This window comes from Flavobacterium soyae, assembly GCF_021245985.1.
Taxonomy (GTDB): domain Bacteria; phylum Bacteroidota; class Bacteroidia; order Flavobacteriales; family Flavobacteriaceae; genus Flavobacterium; species Flavobacterium soyae.
Map to the genome: position 1 here is coordinate 47,086 of NZ_JAJQXA010000003.1, position 17,850 is coordinate 64,935.

13 protein-coding genes are annotated in these 17,850 nt (G+C 35.4%); 7 read left to right on the top strand and 6 right to left on the bottom strand.

Annotated features, from left to right (window positions below; translation table 11 throughout):
• Nucleotides 1-24: 24 nt before the first annotated feature.
• From LUU93_RS04630 to LUU93_RS04640, 3 genes are all read right to left on the bottom strand, one after another.
• Complete coding sequence (locus LUU93_RS04630) at nt 25-999, bottom strand: hypothetical protein (protein ID WP_232678798.1); 975 nt, start codon at nt 997-999, stop codon at nt 25-27.
• A gap of 2 nt (nt 1,000-1,001) precedes the next feature.
• On the bottom strand, nt 1,002-1,502 hold the full coding sequence (locus LUU93_RS04635; protein WP_232678800.1) for an RNA polymerase sigma factor: 501 nt from the start codon (nt 1,500-1,502) through the stop codon (nt 1,002-1,004).
• A gap of 731 nt (nt 1,503-2,233) precedes the next feature.
• Nucleotides 2,234-3,070 (bottom strand): DUF6929 family protein, encoded by an 837-nt coding sequence (locus LUU93_RS04640; protein ID WP_232678803.1) that lies wholly within the window; start codon nt 3,068-3,070, stop codon nt 2,234-2,236.
• A 178-nt stretch (nt 3,071-3,248) separates the two neighbouring features.
• Here LUU93_RS04640 and LUU93_RS04645 point away from each other — a divergent pair, with 178 nt between their 5' ends.
• The 3 genes from LUU93_RS04645 (at nt 3,249) to LUU93_RS04655 (ending at nt 7,756) form a co-directional block, all read left to right on the top strand.
• Nucleotides 3,249-4,127 carry a PPK2 family polyphosphate kinase gene (locus tag LUU93_RS04645; protein ID WP_232678805.1) on the top strand — a complete coding sequence of 293 codons (879 nt, stop codon included), beginning with the start codon at nt 3,249-3,251 and terminating at the stop codon, nt 4,125-4,127.
• 283 nt (nt 4,128-4,410) lie between these two features.
• Nucleotides 4,411-5,880, top strand: a complete 1,470-nt coding sequence (locus LUU93_RS04650) for a PhoX family protein (protein WP_232678807.1) — start codon at nt 4,411-4,413, stop codon at nt 5,878-5,880.
• 97 nt (nt 5,881-5,977) lie between these two features.
• A complete protein-coding gene (locus LUU93_RS04655; protein ID WP_232678809.1) occupies nt 5,978-7,756 on the top strand; it encodes a cytochrome-c peroxidase in 1,779 nt (592 codons plus the stop codon).
• Nucleotides 7,757-8,378: 622 nt separating this feature from the next.
• Here LUU93_RS04655 and LUU93_RS04660 read toward each other — a convergent pair.
• Nucleotides 8,379-8,903 carry a hypothetical protein gene (locus LUU93_RS04660; RefSeq protein ID WP_232678811.1) on the bottom strand — a complete coding sequence of 175 codons (525 nt, stop codon included), beginning with the start codon at nt 8,901-8,903 and terminating at the stop codon, nt 8,379-8,381.
• A gap of 190 nt (nt 8,904-9,093) precedes the next feature.
• On the opposite strand from LUU93_RS04660, the gene LUU93_RS04665 reads away from it, so the two are divergent.
• The 3 genes from LUU93_RS04665 (at nt 9,094) to LUU93_RS04675 (ending at nt 12,965) form a co-directional block, all read left to right on the top strand.
• Nucleotides 9,094-10,479, top strand: coding sequence for an MATE family efflux transporter (locus tag LUU93_RS04665; RefSeq protein ID WP_232678814.1), 1,386 nt, complete (start codon nt 9,094-9,096; stop codon nt 10,477-10,479).
• A gap of 119 nt (nt 10,480-10,598) precedes the next feature.
• Nucleotides 10,599-10,826 (top strand): DUF8828 family protein, encoded by a 228-nt coding sequence (locus LUU93_RS04670; protein ID WP_073484329.1) that lies wholly within the window; start codon nt 10,599-10,601, stop codon nt 10,824-10,826.
• Between the two features lie 204 nt (nt 10,827-11,030).
• Nucleotides 11,031-12,965, top strand: coding sequence for an LTA synthase family protein (locus LUU93_RS04675; RefSeq protein ID WP_232678816.1), 1,935 nt, complete (start codon nt 11,031-11,033; stop codon nt 12,963-12,965).
• Between the two features lie 534 nt (nt 12,966-13,499).
• Here LUU93_RS04675 and meaB read toward each other — a convergent pair.
• Complete coding sequence (gene meaB, locus LUU93_RS04680; RefSeq protein WP_232678818.1) at nt 13,500-14,594, bottom strand: methylmalonyl Co-A mutase-associated GTPase MeaB; 1,095 nt, start codon at nt 14,592-14,594, stop codon at nt 13,500-13,502.
• 388 nt (nt 14,595-14,982) lie between these two features.
• On the opposite strand from meaB, the gene LUU93_RS04685 reads away from it, so the two are divergent.
• Nucleotides 14,983-15,300 (top strand): GIY-YIG nuclease family protein, encoded by a 318-nt coding sequence (locus LUU93_RS04685; protein WP_232678820.1) that lies wholly within the window; start codon nt 14,983-14,985, stop codon nt 15,298-15,300.
• A gap of 1,072 nt (nt 15,301-16,372) precedes the next feature.
• On the opposite strand, the gene LUU93_RS04690 is transcribed toward LUU93_RS04685, so the two are convergent.
• On the bottom strand, nt 16,373-17,677 hold the full coding sequence (locus LUU93_RS04690; RefSeq protein WP_232678822.1) for a peroxiredoxin family protein: 1,305 nt from the start codon (nt 17,675-17,677) through the stop codon (nt 16,373-16,375).
• Between the last annotated feature and the right edge of the window lie 173 nt (nt 17,678-17,850).

Consider the following 17,850-nt stretch of genomic DNA (forward strand, 5'->3'; position numbering starts at 1 on the left):
TGACTAAGATTTTTTAAGTTTTGGCTATTTCTTTAAAGCCGGTTTTCCAGTTTTTGTAGTTATTATAACAACTCCTTTTTTTCCTCTTTCGCCATATTTTGATGTGGCTTCAAGATCCTGAAGAATTGTTATGGTTTTTATTTCCTGCTCGTTTAATGGAGCGTATGGACTTGTTGGGTTTGCACCGAATAAATCATTTTCTGAATAATAAATTCCGTCAATAATATAAAGCGGTTCATCTAAAATGACCAGAGAATCTACATTTTCAGGACTTAGGTTTGGAAGTTCTTTCTGCATCATTTGGTCTCTTTTTGCATCGTCGCTGTGTGCCATTGCGTTTCCGTTAAGTATAACCAATGGTGTACTTTTTTTGGCTCTTTGAGACTGCATCTCTGCAGAAGCAGTTTTAAAAGTTTCTTTTTCCATTTTTCTCGCATACCCAAAATTTGCCTCTGATTTCTCTTTTGCTTTTGAGGATGCCGCTTCTTCTTCAGCGTACTCGGCTTGTGCTATAGGAGCTGGCATCGCAGCCTCATCAAGCATTGGGGCCATACTTGCTGCGGGCGTTGCAGTTTGATTAGGAGCACTTTGTGTTTCCTGAATCGCAACTCTTTCCTGTTGTTTAATTTGTTTTTCCAGAATTTGGGCCGCTTCTTCTTTTGGAACTAATTGTGAATCTGCGGCGACTACGGCTTTGTTTTTCTCTAAAGCTGAATTATCTATTGTTTCTTTTTCGGTTTCATTAACCACAACCTTATCTGGTGTTTGAATAATGGCTGTTTTGTCTGTTTTTAAAAACTGATATCCTAAAGAGATTACTAATAGGAGAGAAGCAGCAACAGCGATTTTTTTCCAAAGTGCAATGCTTTTTTTATCTTCTTTTCTGTCGAGTTTGTCTTCAAGGCGCGACCAGACTTTTTCCATTCCCGGAAAATCTTTGGTTTCTGCATTATCTGCAGCTTCCTTAAATCTGTTGAATATTTTATCTTGATTGTCCATGACTATTTTGCTTTTTGATAATACAATTTATTTACTAATTCCTTCAGCTTAGTCTTCGCGGCATTCAATTGTGATTTTGAAGTGCCTTCGGAGATATTAAGCATTGCTGCAATTTCTTTATGCCCGTAACCTTCAATAACAAAAAGGTTAAAAACGGTTTTACAGCCATCCGGAATATGGTTTAATAAATTGAGTAAATCTTCTTCTTCTAACGAGTTCATTTCTTCTGTAAAAGGCTGTAAAAGCACTTTTGCATCATCAAGATACATATTGAAATTGGTGTTTTTCTTGATGGCCGCCAAACAGTAATTAACGGTAATTTTTCTGGCCCAGGCTTCAAAAGCTTTTTCTTCCTTAAGCTGATCTAATTTTGTAAATATGGTATAGAAAGCGTCGGCCAGAGCTTCTTCGATTTCTTCTTCCTTCTTGAGGTATCGTTTGCAAACGCGATACAATTTTGGAGCCATATGCTCATAAACCTGACGCTGGGCATCACGGTTCATTTTTTTGCAGTTAGAAATTTGAGTTTCGTTTATCACAATTTTGGTCTTTAATTATAAAGAGAGCGAAAAAGATAAAAAGGTTGGGATGGAGATGAAAAAAAGTTTTTTTTCAGGTTCAAAGGCTCATAGTTTCAAAGTTACAAAGGTTTTATGGCAGAGACGCACTGCAGTGCGTCTAACGTCTCGTAAATCCACAATTTTGGCATTAATAATTTTTTACATTCTTTGCGTAGACGCACTGCAGTGCGCCTCTACGTTACTATTGTAATCAAAATACTTTGTGCAGCTTTGTGTGTATAATTTTGTTTTAAAAGGCATTTAATGGTATTTGTAGAGACGCACAGCAGTGCGTCTAACGTCTCGTAAATCCACAATTTTGTCATTAATAATTTTTTACATTCTTTGCGGAGACGCACTGCAGTGCGCCTCTGCGTTATTATTGCAATCGAAATACTTTGCGAATCTTTGTTTAAAAAGGCATATATTTTTTACGATGATTTTATGTAGAGACGCACAGCAGTGCGTCTAACGCCTCGTAAATCCACAATCTTGTCATTAATAATTTTTTATATTCTTTGCGTAGACGCACTGCAGTGCGCCTCTACATTATTATTGTAATCGAAATCTTTCGCGAATCTTTGTGAAAAACCTTTGCGAATCTCGGTGTTATAATTTTACCGCAAAGATTCACAAAGAATTACGCAAAGTTGCACAAAGCGAATTTCTTTAATTTATTTTATCGGCAAAATCAATTTAAAAATCTTAGTTTCTAAAAGCTCCGTATCATTATCCTCGCAAAGCAAGAACTCAATTTTATTATTTTCTTTTTTATAGAAAGTCAAACCTTCAAATTTATTGGTTGAAGTTATTTTTTGAGTAAAATCGATTTTCATGGTTTTTAGATCAATTCTGCCAATGAAACTTCCAAGGATTTCCCCGTCGTCGTAAGTCGATTTTGTGTCTTCTGCAGTAGAAAGGAAATAGATTTTGTCTTCCACTAAAATTGCATCGGTAAAACTTGAACGAACACCTTTTATTTTTGGAAGTTTATAATTGGTGGCAACCAAAGCAAATTCATCTCCCAGACTTTTTGCATGAATCGTAAAAATGGTGTTTTTGTTTGATATTCCATTTCCGCGATTGAATAAATACCAGTTTTCACCATCAAATACGGCACCTTCCAAATTAAAATCTTCTGGTTTTATAGAACCGAAATTCTGCATAACGGCATATAAATCGACAAGATTATTTTTTTGTAAAATAGTTTTCGATTTTATATCAAATACGACCATTTTGTTTCGGTTTTCAGTAGAGCCGGAGCCAAAAACATACAGTGTATCGTTATGATGGGTTAAAGATTCAAAATCCGGTTTTAGGTTTTTAGGAATATTTTGCGTCGGATTATCAATTAAAGGATGCTGGTTTAACTGCTGATTCTGCATATTGTATTCATATAAAAATCCGCTGTTGTCGCCAATGATATAAAGAGAATCGTTGTTAAAAAATAATCCTGATGCCGAACCGATTCCGATGATTTGAAATAATATTTCTAATGTGAATTTTTCCATGAATGTTGTTTTGAAAAAGCAATTAACAGCACTTTCGATAGCTGTCTTAAATCGTAAAATTACTATATTTATACTACAAAATTTAAAAATATGAAATCGCTGGTTTGAAAAAGCCATTAAAAAGAATAAATGGAAAGCGATAACATATTTTACCGCTTAAAAATAAAAATCAAAAAATATGAAATCAATAGACCCGAAGGATTTTAAAGTTACTGATAAAATTAAATTAAACAAGCTTCCAACTTTGTTAAATGTTAACGCCGATGAGGATGAAAAAGAAGAAAAACTCGATAAGGTCCAGGCAAAATTAAGCGATTTTCAGGATGTAATGTATGCGCACAATAAATATGCAGTTTTGATCTGTCTTCAGGGAATGGACACGTCTGGAAAAGACAGTTTGATTCGGGAAGTTTTTAAAGAATTTAATCCGCGTGGGGTTGTGGTTCATAGTTTTAAAACACCAAATTCTACAGAACTGGAACACGATTATTTATGGCGTCATTATATCGCTTTGCCGGAAAAAGGAAAGTTTGCGATTTTTAACAGAACACATTATGAGAATGTTTTGGTTACGAGAGTACATCCCGAATTTATTCTGGCAGAGAATTTACCTGATATAAAATCTGTTGATGACATTACACCTAAATTTTGGGAAAACAGAATCAAACAAATCAATAATTTCGAAAAACACATTGCTCAAAACGGAACTATTGTCATGAAATTTTTTCTACATTTAAGTAAAGATGAGCAAAGAGATCGTTTACTGCGTCGTTTAGAGGAAGGAAAACACAATTGGAAATTTTCTCCCGGAGATTTAAAAGAGCGCGAACATTGGGAGGAATACCAGCAGTATTATGAAGAAGCTATAAACCAAACTTCGACAGAACAGGCATCTTGGTATGTAATTCCTGCGGATGATAAAGAAATGGCGCGTTATATTGTCGCAAAAATTATTTGGGAAGAAATGCAAAAGCATACGGATATTAAAAACCCCGAACTTGATGAAAAAATAAAAGCTAATTTTGAAACGTATAAGAAGACTTTGGAGAATAGTTAGAAATTAGGTAATGTGTCAATTTGATAATTTTTTTAAACGTAAACCCGACAGGTTTTAAAGCCTGTCGGGTTTGTTTTAGAGAGTCATAAAGTAAGACTCTTTTTTTGTTTTTATGTTACTGCAAGTTTAAGTGTATTTGGTATTACTAAATTAATGTTAATTTTTTTTTAAGCTGTAAGGTGTTTTTGCTAAAAGGCTTGTTTTTTTGGTAATATCAGCATCATTTTAAGTTAAAGAGTAGGGATTTACTTTGTAAAAAAAATAAAAACCAATATTTAGCTAAATGAAACGAATTATTTTACCTCTACTTATTTTAGGTTCGGTGATTACATCTTGTAATAACAACGATTCTAAAGACGAAACAGAAACAACAAGTGTTGTGTTAAAAGACCAATCTGTAACGCCAAGTTTAATAAAAGCGCAGGCAGGTTTTGAAAATTTGAAGATTTATTCTCTTTTTAGTTCAGATGATGTTTTTGCAGATAGTCCAAACTTTGTTTTTGGAGGTTCTGCAGATGGTTCTGGCTTATTGAAAAATACCGATGGAACTTTTACTTTTTTAGTAAACAACGAAGACAATTTTGCTGTTTCGAGAATTACACTTGACAAAACATTTAAACCTACTAAAGGAGAATATTTGTTAAACTCTAATGGAGGAACCTGGAGATTATGCGGTGCTACAATGGCAACACAGGCTGAACATGGTTTTGGACCTGTTTATTTAACTTGTGGAGAATCTGGGGAAGAATCCCGTACACATGCATTAGATCCTTACGGAAGCGCAGGTTCGGCATCTGTGTCTAAAGAATTAGCCGGTTTCGGGCGCTTAAGTGCTGAGAATGCTTTGCCATTGCGTACTTCTGCATACAAAGGAAAAACGGTTGTTGTAATTGGCGACGACGATTCTGGAACTTACGGAGGTCAGGTTTTTATGTATGTGTCAAATACTGTGGGTGATTTAACGAATGGTTCGTTGTATATGCTAAAAAGAAACGACGATAACCAGAGAGAAAAAGATATGGAGACTGGTAAGACTTACCCGGTTTCTTTTGTGAAAATTGACGATCATAAAACGCTTACAGGTGCGCAGATTAATGCGGCTGTAAATACTTTAAAAGCAATTAAATTTGGCCGTGTAGAAGATTTAGATTACCGTAAAGGCGGAGATAATGCAGATCGTGAATTGTATTTTAACGTAACTGGGCAAGATATTGTAAAAACTAACGCCGATGGTTCAAGAACTAAATATGGCAGAGTTTACAGATTAAATCTTGATGCTGTCGATCCTTTAAAAGGAAATCTTGAAGTAATTCTTGATGGAGATAACCGTTCTGGAATTGCTGGTAAATTCCAGAATCCGGATAATATTTGTGTGACTAAAAACTACGTTTACGTTGAAGAAGATGCAAACGGATACGGAGATGAAACGCACGATGCTTATATTTATCAATATAATATTGCTACAAAAGATTTGAAAGTTGTGCTAGAATTAGATCACCGTCGTACGGCAGCAGATGCTGCAAAATATAATGTAGTTTCATCACTTACACCAGATCCAAGTAAAAAAGGAATTTGGGAATATGGAGCTTTAATTGATGTTTCTGAACAATTAGGTATTCCTGATACTTTTATGTTAAGTATACAGCCACATTCTTGGTCAGGTGCAAAATATAAAAATCCTGATGGCGGAACAAATCGTCCTGATGAAAACCAGGCAAGTCAAATTGTAGTTATTAAAGGTTTACCGAGATAAATTTTAAAATCATTATAAAAACAGTCATCCACTATTTCTTTTGAGGTAGTGGTTTCTGTTTTTTCTACATATTCCTCTTTTTAATCGTCATTACATCATGAAAAAAATATATTGTTTGTTATTCCTGCTTGTATTTGCTGCTTGTCAGAAAAAAAACAAACATCAGGAAATAAATACATTGTTTCAAAAAGACATTACTTTATTAATCGAAAAAGTTGCTAAACTAGAACATTTTGTAAAGTCAGATGCTGCGGAAGCTCAAATTCAGGGACAATTTCTGGAAGCACATCAAAGTTATAAAAAAGTCGAATTGCTAAGTGAGTATTATTCGCCAGCAGTTTCTAAATCGATCAATGGGCCGGCAATACCTGAGTTTGAGGAAAATGATAATAAAACTGTTCAGCCAGAAGGATTTCAGGTTATTGAAGAACTAGTTTTTCCTAAATATGATAAAAACAATAAAAAAGAACTGCTTCAGGAATTAGGGGTTTTATCAGCAAATTTAATTCGGTTGGAAAAAGTTTCAAATTCAAATGAATTGACCGATGCCCATGTTTTTGATGCGATGCGATTAGAAGTTTATAGAATTATTACTTTAGGGATTACAGGATTTGATTCGCCGGTTGTGCTAAACTCACTCCCGGAAGCTTTGGTGTCTTTGGAAACAATCGAAAAATATTATCGGGTTTATATTGAGAATAAAGAGGTTTCAAATTCCGGGCAGGTTCTTGAAATTTTAGAAAAAGGAAAAAAGTACCTGCAGGCCAATAACAATTTTAATGCATTTGACCGTGCTTATTTTATCAAAGAAATTTTAAATCCGTTAAGCAAAGGACTTTTTAAAACACAGGCTGAATTAGGAATTCCGTTAATGAAAGAACAAAGAGGATTAAAAGCAGCAGCAGAAACCTTGTTTGATAAAGATGCCTTTGATCCCGAAGCATTCTCAGGTTTCCCTGATTATAAAACGACGCCGGAAAAAATTGTCCTTGGTAAAAAGTTATTTAATGACCCGATTTTGTCCGGAAACAATACACGTTCCTGCGCTTCGTGCCATCATGCTGATAAAGCTTTTACTGATGGATTGGAAAGAGCCGTTGCATTAGACGGAAAATCAATGATTCAGCGTAATACGCCAACGTTGACAAATATTGCTTTTCAGCGTGTATTTTTTGCAGATTCGCGGGTTAGTTATCTCGAAGATCAGGCAGTTGCAGTAATTAAAAATGAGAACGAAATGCATGGATCTTTAGAGAAATCAGCTTTGGCCATTCAAAAAAATACTGATTATGTAAAAGATTTCAAAAAAGCTTTTCCAAAAGGCGAAATAAACGAATTTGCAATCAAAAATGCTTTAGCTTCCTATATTCGTTCGCTGAGTCAATACGATTCGAAATTTGACAATTATATGCAAAATAAAACGGCATTTACAGCAGATGAAAAAGCGGGTTTTAATTTGTTTGCCGGCAAGGCCAAATGTGCAACCTGTCATTTTATTCCATTAACAAACGGAACTGTCCCTCCAAATTTTGACAGATCTGAAAGTGAAATTCTGGGAGTTCCTGATAAAAGCAAAAAACTTGATGGTGATCTGGGAAAGTTTGTAATCACGCAGGCCGCCATTCATAAAAATTCATTTAAGACACCAACAATAAGAAATATTGAGCTTACAGCCCCATATATGCATAATGGTGTTTATAAAACCATGGAAGAGGTTATAGATTTTTATGATCAGGGCGGAGGATTAGGTTTAGGGTTCAATCTCCCAAACCAAACGCTGCCCGAAGACAAATTGAATTTATCTGATAAAGAAAAAAAGCAGCTGATAGCCTTTATGAAAACTTTGACGGATAAAAAGTTCTTAAATAAGAATTAGATAATGTGTCAATTTGATAATTCGATAATTTCTCAACGTTAAAATTTATACGTTCCTATCTTTAAACCAAGACAAAGATTTCTCAATCAAAATCTTACCACGAATAAACCCGACAGGTTTTTAAAACCTGTCGGGTTTATTTTTTAAATGTAGTTATTCATTCCATAGGAATGTCTGTTTGGTAGAATTTAATTTAGGTTCGGCAGGTTTAACGTTCCATAGGAACGTTTGGTAAATAGAGTGGTTATAATTCTATAAAATCAGATGTCCTTACAGGACATAATGAAAAAACGTTACTACCAATCAAATATTCCTCCGGAATATCAAATATAGTAAACCTGAAATCTGCATTATATTTATTTCTGCCACAGATTAAAGGATTTTCACTGATTATTTTTTTAAGAATAGACTTTGCAAAAAATCTTTTTAATCTTTTTAATCTGCGGCAGAAAAATAAACGGAACAGTTTTAAAAACCTCTCTGGTCTATGATAATTAAATGGAATTTTTTGTAAAACTATTTTGTTTTACGGGAACTTCTATAAAATACAAAACCCGGAAGACTATGAAAACTTCCGGGATCTGTTACCAAAAACAAAAAAATAAAATAAACCTTTTCTTTTTTATAGATCAAAACCATACGCTAAACGAAGCGCGACTTGATTAGTATTGAACTTGTCGTAATCCTCATAACGCACACTAATGTCAATATATTTGTTGGCATACCCAATTCCCGGAGCCCATAAAAGTGTAGTGTCGTTATAACCGTTTGTTACGGCAAAACCTGCACCAACTTCACCTAAAACATAAAATTGGTCTTCCCAGATAAACGCTTTAAAACCAGCTTTTGCAGGAATAAAGCCTAAATCTTTTACATCATCTTTCATAAACAAATTTGTAAAACCTGTTGTTAAGGTGACTGATGTTCTTTTAGATAAATCGTATTGTAAACGAACGTCTCCGCCAAGTGACCAGTCATAATCTTTGTCTGTTGGAATACCTCCATTTATACCAAAACCTAATCTAAATCCCTGATCGTAATTTGTTGCTTCACTCTCCTGAGCTGCTGCTGCATTCTCCTGAGAAAAAGTTGTATTAGAGTATAAAAATGCGAAAGCAGCTAGGCATATAAATCGTAATTTTTTCATGGCGTATATATTTGAATTATTAATATTGTAAAAGTAGAATAGAGGTCTTTTGGACTTGTTATATAATTTTTAAAAATCTTTATATAATATTATGGTGTGCTAATTTTAGCCTTAAAATTGGCTTATATTTTTATTAATAGGATAGAATTCGAAGCTTCTGATTATCTTTGCCCACTAAAAAAGAGTCAAAGTGAATTTAAAGCAGTACACCAAAGAGTTTTCGTATAATTTCAGGCTGGCATACCCTATTATATTAGGAATGGTTGGTCATACCCTGATTGGTATTGTCGACAATATAATGGTAGGGAAATTAGGAAGTACAGAATTGGCAGCAGTTTCACTAGGAAACAGTATGATTTTTATTGCCATGTCATTAGGAATTGGTTTTTCGACAGCAATTACACCAATTGTGGCCGAAGGCGATGCCGAAAAAAATGATGGCAAAATTCGTTCTGCGTTTCATCATGGTTTATTTTTATGCGCCATTATTGGATTATTGCTTTTTGGTTTAATTGTTTTGGCAAAACCATTAATGGAATTGTTAGAACAGCCTAAAGAAGTAATTGTACTGGCAAAACCGTACTTAGACTGGGTTGCTTTCTCGCTGATTCCTTTAGTGATGTATCAGGGATATAAACAATTTGCCGATGGAAAATCGATGACAAAATATTCGATGTACGCCATGATTATGGCAAATGTACTTCACGTAGGAATAAATTATGTGTTGATTTACGGTATTTGGATTTTTCCTAAAATGGGAATTATCGGCGCGGCACTTGGTACCGTGATTTCGAGAATATTTCTGGTTATGTTCATGCACATTATGCTGTCAAGAAGAAATGATTTAAAACACTTTTTCAAAAATTTCAGCTTCAGCGAAATTAAAAGCGCGACGCTAAAAAAAATAATAAACTTAGGATTGCCATCAGCGATGCAGATGCTTTTTGAAGTCGTTTTGTTTACAGCTTCGATCTGGCTTTGCGGTAATATAGGTAAAACCAGTCAGGCGGCCAATCAAATTGCGTTGAGTTTATCGTCGCTTACTTTTATGTTTGCGATGGGATTAAGCGTAACATCGATGATTAGAGTAAGCAATCAAAGAGGACTGCAGGATTATAAAAACCTCGTTGTTGTGGCCCGTTCTATATTTTTGCTTGCCATTATTATCGAAACATTTTTTGCTTTTCTGTTTGTCGTTTTCCATGATTTTTTCCCGCATATCTTTTTAAATATGGAAAACAGCGGACAAATTTTAGATAATACCGAAGTAATCGAAATTGCTTCAAAATTATTATTGATTGCTGCTATTTTTCAGATTTCTGATGGAGTTCAGGTTGTGGTTCTGGGAGCTTTGCGTGGTTTGCAGGATGTTAAAATTCCAATGTACATTACTTTTGCAGCCTATTGGATTATTGGTTTCCCTATTTCTTATTATTTGGGAGAATATACAGAATGGAAGGCGCAGGGAGTTTGGATAGGGCTTTTGGCAGGATTAACCACAGCAGCAATTTTTCTGTACATGCGCTTTCATTACTTAACTAAGAAATTAATTACTGATTCGGTTTCAAATAACTAAATTTGAAGACTAAAAATATATATGCCACAGATTAAAAATGATTTTTTTTAATCCTAATAATCTGTGAAATCTGTGGCAAAAAAACAAACATCATATTAAAAAAAATAAACATAAATAAAATGGATTTACCTAAATTTTTACTTGGCGATAATACTGATTTTCCAGATGATATTTTCATCATTCACCTTGATTATCCAAGATTTATAATCAACTTAAAAGATGATGAGGTTGAATTTATGGAAGAAGCCGAAGATCTCGATGAAGCAGAATTAAATGCCGAAATGGAAGGCCTTATCGTTAAAGCCAATGAATTTTACGACAGAGAAATAAACCGTTACGAAGAGTAGAGACGCACATGTAGAGACGCACAGCAATGCGTCTTCAATGTTTCCGGGATTTTCTCACGCAGATTTTGCAGATTTAAGCAGATTTAATTTTAAAAATTACTATAAAAATTTCTGCGTATATCTGCTTAAATCTTTTAAAATCTGCGTGAAACAAAAACTTTGCAACTTCATAATCTCAAATTAAAAATTAATGTAAAGCACCTAATGAAAAAATTAAGTTATTTAAAACCTATTTTCAATTTTATAGTAACCGGATTACTGATTACAACTTTAAGCCGAATATTTTTATTTTTCCTTTTTAAAGAAAGGGTAGAGCAGACACCTGATTTTTGGTATATTTTTCCAATTGGTCTGCGAATGGATTTGATTTTACTTTGTTATTTATCATTTCTTCCGGCCGTTTTAATTACTTTTCTGCCAAATAACTGGCTTAAATTCACCAATAGGTTTTTGGTAATTTACAGTTTCTTATTCCTGTTTCTGATTCTCTTTGTAGAATTGGCTTCGCCTGATTTTGTAAAACAATACGACACACGTCCGAATAAGATTTTCTTAGATTATCTGATTTACCCAAAAGAAGTAATTCCAATGCTTTTAAAAAGTTATCTGACTTCGATCATTGTGACTTTTCTAATTTTAGGGCTAGTGATTTATTTTGCCTTCAAAAAAGGGAAAAAATATTTTCATACCACTAGTACCGAATATAAATTCAAATTAATTGTTTTTCCATTATTGGCTTTTTTATTGTTTTTTGGAGCACGTTCAAGCCTTACTTCAAAACGTCCTATCAATGCCAGTAATGCTGTTTTCTCTACAGATCAATTGACAAATACTTTAGGATTAAATTCATTTTATACTGTTGCATTTGCGGCTTATTCGATTAAGAATGAAGGAAACACAAAAATGTATGGTAAAATGGATGAAGCCGAAGCCATTGCCCGTGTAAAAAAATACATGATTGCCGGCCCGACAGATTTTACAGATGCCGAAATTCCGTTTCTGCATGTACAGCAGCCAGATTCTGTTAAGAAAAAACCATACAATTTGGTCATTTTTCTGCAGGAAAGCTTAGGCGCAGAATATGTTGGAATTTTAGGAGGAAAACCATTAACACCGGAATTTGATAAATTATCAAAAGAAGGTTTATTGTTTACCAATTTATACTGTACAGGAACCAGAAGTGTTCGCGGAATTGAAGCTGTTGTAACCGGATTTTTACCGTCACCGTCAGAAAGTGTAGTAAAACTTGGAAACTCGCAGCAAGGTTTTTTTACTTTGGCAGAAGCTTTAAAACAAAAAGGTTACGACACTAGTTTTATTTATGGCGGAATGGCGAATTTTGATAATATGGCTTCATTTTTCAACGGAAATGGTTTCAGCGATATTGTAGATCAGGAAGATTTTGAATCAGATGGAAATAAATATGCTTTCAAGGGAACCTGGGGTTATTCTGATGAAGATTTGGTAACAAAAGCCAATAATTATTTTAAAGCAAAAGGCGATAAACCATTTTTCTCTTTAATGTTTTCGACTTCAAATCATGAACCGTTTGAATATCCCGCGGGAAGAATAAAACAATACGATAAAAAGGCAGCAACAGTAAACAACGCCATGAAATATGCCGATTTCTCGATTGGTAAATTCTTCGAAATGGCTAAAAAAGAACCGTATTTTAAAAACACGATTTTTATTGTAATTGCAGATCATAACACGAGAACTTACGGAAAAAATTTAGTGCCAATAAACAAATTCCATATTCCGGCCTTTATTATGGGGCCTGGAGTTCCAAAAGGTGCAGTTTATGACAGACTGGCAAGTCAAATTGATATTCCGCCAACATTATTAAGCTATTTAGGGCTTTCGTTTGAAACACCAATGGTGGGCAGAAACCTGAGTAAACTAGATCCAAAAGTGCAGGGAAGATCAATTATGCAGTTTAATGATATCAACGCATTTAGGGTCGAAAATCAGGTTGTAATTATGCAGCCAAATTTAAAACCGCTTCAATTCGAAATTAAAAATGATACGACTTTAATTCCCGTAAAATTAAACGAGGAATTAGCAAAAGATGCCTTAGCGCATGTTATTACTGCAGGGAATTTATACAAAGAAAACAAATATAAGCTTAGAACGAAGTAAGGTTCAAAGGTGCAGAGTAACAAAGGGACAAAGGTTCAAAGAAGCAGAGAGAAAACTTTGCTGCTTTGAACCTTTGTCACATTGAGCGAAGTCGAAATGCTTTGCGGATTCTCTACTTCGCCCGAACTGACAAAAAAATATAACCTGAGTTTTTTTTTCCGAGGAACGAGGAATCTCACAAGAAATTCCGCCAAGAAAATCGCCAGTCTTTGTCGAGTTACTTGTGAGATTCCTCGTTCCTCGGAATGACAAGATTGAGAAAAAATCTTAGTCCCGAAGCCCAGTGTCATTAAGTTAAGCTTTTAGAAAATAAAATTATTGCAAATCAAATCCGTGTTTATCAGCGTTTTTACGAAGTAAATCTGTTTTATCCGCGTCACAATTAGACGCTTATTTTACTGATTCGCTAAAGCGAAAACGCTGATAAAAACTGATTTTTCTAATTACTTTCTTAATTAAACTGTTAAGTAATTTTATAGATTTCCTCTTAATTTAATGACATTGCCAGAAGCCTCAGGATAGTATCTTAGAACCTTAGCGGCTTTTATTAAAATACAATTTTAATAACTCCTGAGCAGCGGCAAAAGGTGAAATTTCATGATTTTGCACTGCTTTTTTGCTTTGTTCCAGAAGCGTAATGATTTCGGGCTGGTTAAAGAAATTTGATTTTAATTGTTCGTTGATGGTTTCCATCATCCAGAACTGGTTTTGTTCGTTTCTTTTTTCCTGAAAGAAACCCGTTTCTTTAGTCATTTCGAAATAATCAGAAATAGTGTCCCATATCTCCGAAATGCCCTCTTTTGTAATCGCACTGCAAGTCGTGACTTTGGGCTGCCAGTTTGATTTTTTTGGAGGAAATAAATGCAGAGCGCGGTTAAATTCAAGTTTTGCCTGATTGGCTTTTTTGATATTATCACCGTCTGCTTTATTGATGACAATGGCGTCTGCCATTTCCATAATACCGCGTTTAATTCCTTGAAGTTCATCGCCCGCACCGGAAATTTTTAATAAAAGAAAAAAGTCAACCATACTGTGAACGGCGGTTTCACTTTGTCCCACGCCAACAGTTTCTACAATTATTGTATCAAAACCAGCGGCTTCACATAAAATAATCGTTTCACGGGTTTTACGGGCAACACCGCCCAGATTCTCTCCAGAAGCACTCGGACGAATAAAAGCATTTTCATCTTTTACCAGTTCTTCCATTCTGGTTTTATCGCCCAGAATACTTCCGTGCGAAATCGAACTGCTGGGATCAACTGCCAGAACGGCCGCTTTTTTTCCTGTCTGAGTCAAATAAGTTCCAAAAGCCTCAATAAAAGTACTTTTCCCAACTCCGGGAACACCGGTAATCCCTATACGGACTGATTGATTCGCATAAGGGAGACAGCCTTTTATAATTTCGTCTGCTTTTGCAGCATGATCGGGATTTGTGCTTTCGATAAGTGTAATCGCGCGGCTTAATGCGGTTATATTTCCCGAAAGAATCCCAGAGATTAATTCGGATGCAGAAGGCTGCTGTCGGCGTTTGTTTTTAATTTGATTGATAGCCGAAGCATTGGTAATTTCAGGAGATGAAATTCCAGCTTTTTCATTTAAACTGCCCGACTGTTTCTTTAAACTTGACAAAATACTTTTTTAATATTGTAAAAGTACTGAAAACAAAAACAGTTTCAAAAAAAGGATTTCTTTGAAATTGTGGGTTGTTAGGTTTGCCACAACCCGAGCGATAGCGAACAGGCGAAGCAATTGCACGAATTTGCATGAAATTTTATATCATCCTGAGGAACGAAGGATCACACTAGAAACTCCGCAAACAAAGTCGTCAATCTTTGTCGAGTTCCGAGTGTGATCCTTCGTTCCTCAGGATGACAAAAAAAATAGCACCGTAAACAAAGTCGTCAATCTTTGTCGAGTTTCGAGTGCGATCCTTCGTTCCTCAGGATGACAAATCGTACTTTTATAATATTTAACTTGTTAAATTATTTAATAACGGTTATATTCGTTTTAAAAAAAAATGCTAAATCCTCAAATCGGTTTTCATAGTTATTATGTTTACATTATCACGAATCAATATCGGTCAACTTTTTATATTGGTGTTACAAATAACCTAAAAGTCAGACTTAATCAACATGCTCAAAATATTGAAACCAATAAAAAGACCTTTGCGGCCAGGTATAATGTTCAATTCTTAGTGTATTATGAAAAATTTAATTGGATTCAAGAAGCAATTTCTAGGGAAAAAGAATTAAAGGGTTGGAAAAGAGATAAAAAAATCGAATTAATAAAAGATTTTAATCCAAATTTCGATTTTCTAAATTGTTATTTTGAATGATTAGATAGTGTTTTTTATGTCATCCTGACGGAGGAAGGATCACACTCGCTGATCGGCAAAGATTGGCGGTTTGCTTTGTGGAGTTTCTTTGTGGAGTTTCTGGTGTGATCCTTCGTTCCTCAGGATGACAAGGTTGATGAGCGTTTTTTTTTGTCATCCTGACGGAGGAAGGATCGCATTTGCTGATCGACAAAGATTGGCGATTTGCTTTGTGGAATTTCTTTGTGGAGTTTCTGGTGTGATCCTTCGTTCCTCAGGATGACAAGGTTGATGAGCGTTTTTTTTTTTTTTTTGTCATCCTGACGGAGGAAGGATCGCATTTGCTGATCGGCAAAGATTGGCGGTTTGCTTTGTGGAATTTCTTTGTGGAGTTTCTGGTGTGATCCTTCGTTCCTCAGGATGACAAGGTTGATGAGCGTTTTTTTTTGTCATCCTGACGGAGGAAGGATCACACTCGCTGATCGGCAAAGATTGGTGATTTGCTTTGTGGGGTTTCTTTTTGGAATTTCTTTTTGGAATTTCTTTTTGGAATTTCTTTGTGGAGTTTCTTTGTGGATTTACTTTGTGGAGCTTCTGGTGTGATCCTTCGTTCCTCAGGATGACAAGGTTGATGAGCGTTTTTTTTTGTCATCCTGACGGAGGAAGGATCGCATTTGCTGATTGACAAAGATTGGCGATTTGCTTTGTGGATTTTCTTTGTGGAGTTTCTGGTGTGATCCTTCGTTCCTCAGGATGACAAGGTTGATGAGCGTTTTTTTTTTGTTATCCTGACGGAGGAAGGATCGCATTTGCTGATTGACAAAGATTGGTGATTTTCTTTGTGGAGCTTCTGGTGTGATCCTTCGTTCCTCAGGATGACAAGGTTGATGAGCGTTTTTTTTTTGTCATCCTGACGGAGGAAGGATCGCATTTGCTGATCGACAAAGATTGGCGATTTGCTTTGTGGAGTTTCTTTGTGGAGTTTCTTTGTGTAGTTTCTGGTGTGATCCTTCGTTCCTCAGGATGACAAAAAAAAAAAGCAGTTCTTTTGAACTGCTTTTTGCTTTATTCCTGCTTTGCTGCGGAATACGGATTATTTAAGAATTTCTGTGTCAACAAGCCTCGCATATTTTCCTGTGATTATGCCTTTTTCGTCTATGGTGAAAAAAGTCGGGGTTCCTATTATGGCGTAGGTTTGGAAGTTTGGGCCTGCAAAACCTTTATAGTCGCATAATTGTTCTTTCCACGGAAAGGTGTGATTGTGGCCGTCTGCGGCATCTTTGGTCATGTCTGCAGCTACGCTTATAATTTCGTAGCCTTTGCTTTTTACAATTTCGTAATTGCCTAATAACTGGTGAATTTCATTTTCGCAGTTGTTACAGCCCGATTCGTAAAAGAATAACAACGTTTTTTTATTGATTACTTTCTTGCCTGCAGCCGTTTGCAAAGCAGGAGCCAAACCACCAACTACAGGGGCATTAATTACATTTGTTAATTGTTTGGCCGGTTTTTCGAGTCTTCCGGATTTTGCGGCATACTGGCTTATAGTCTCCACTAAATCATCTTTTCCTGCTTTGGTAAACACGGCCACGACTTTTTCTGTAAAGGCGGTGTAGATTTCATTGCTTTTTATGCGTGACAGGATTTGTTTGGTATCTGCCAGTAAAACAGCATCGTCTTTAATTACTTTTTGTTGTAAATCTGTCCATCCTTCTATGGCCTGATTCCAGAAACCGCTGTTGTAAAGTACCTGCATATCGAGTTTTTCTTTTACAAAAAGGTTTAGCTCTTTTGCTTTTTCCTCTTCGGGCTGGTTAAAGCTGCTGCCTATACCCATTAAAAAATTATAGATTTCTATAAAGCGCGCTGCATAAAGCGGACTTTTTGCTGTTTCGTCTGCTAGTGCGGTAAACTGCTGCTGCAGGTTTTGGTTTTCTTTTTGAAAAGCGGCATGCAAAGGTTCTTCTTTGGCATACAAATTAAGGCCGTACTGTATAAAACCGGCTTTGTCGAGAATTGCTTTTTGCTGCTGTATTTTTTGGTTTAAAAAATCATTCTCTGGTGAGCCTGTGTATTTGGTGTTTTCAAAATTGGGCTGTTCTTCAAGGCACGAAATGGCAAAATTTTCCTTGTTTACAATAAAATCCATTCCGCCGCCGTCTGTGAGGGCAAAGTGTGAAATACCCGTATATCCTTTTTTAGCTGTTGGAATAACAAGTACGGCTTTTCCTGTAGCGTCAAGTTTTCCTGATGCAATAGTATCTGTTTTGCTGCCTCTCTCGAGTACATACACATACTGTTTTCCTCCATAATGAGAAAAATTCACGTTTATGGTTTGTGACTGCCCGGAAGTTACCACACCCAAAACAGCAATAGCCTGTAATACTATTTTTTTCATGTTTTCTTTTGTTATTAATTACTAATTGACCTAAAATTTATTTTAAATACCGAAACGCCTTTCATTCCTGCCCAAGAGCAGGAAATGAAAAGCGCAGCGGTCTTTTTGATAATCTTAACCTTTAAAAACTTATCATTGGGCAACTATAAACAACCCAACGAAAGCTTTATGTA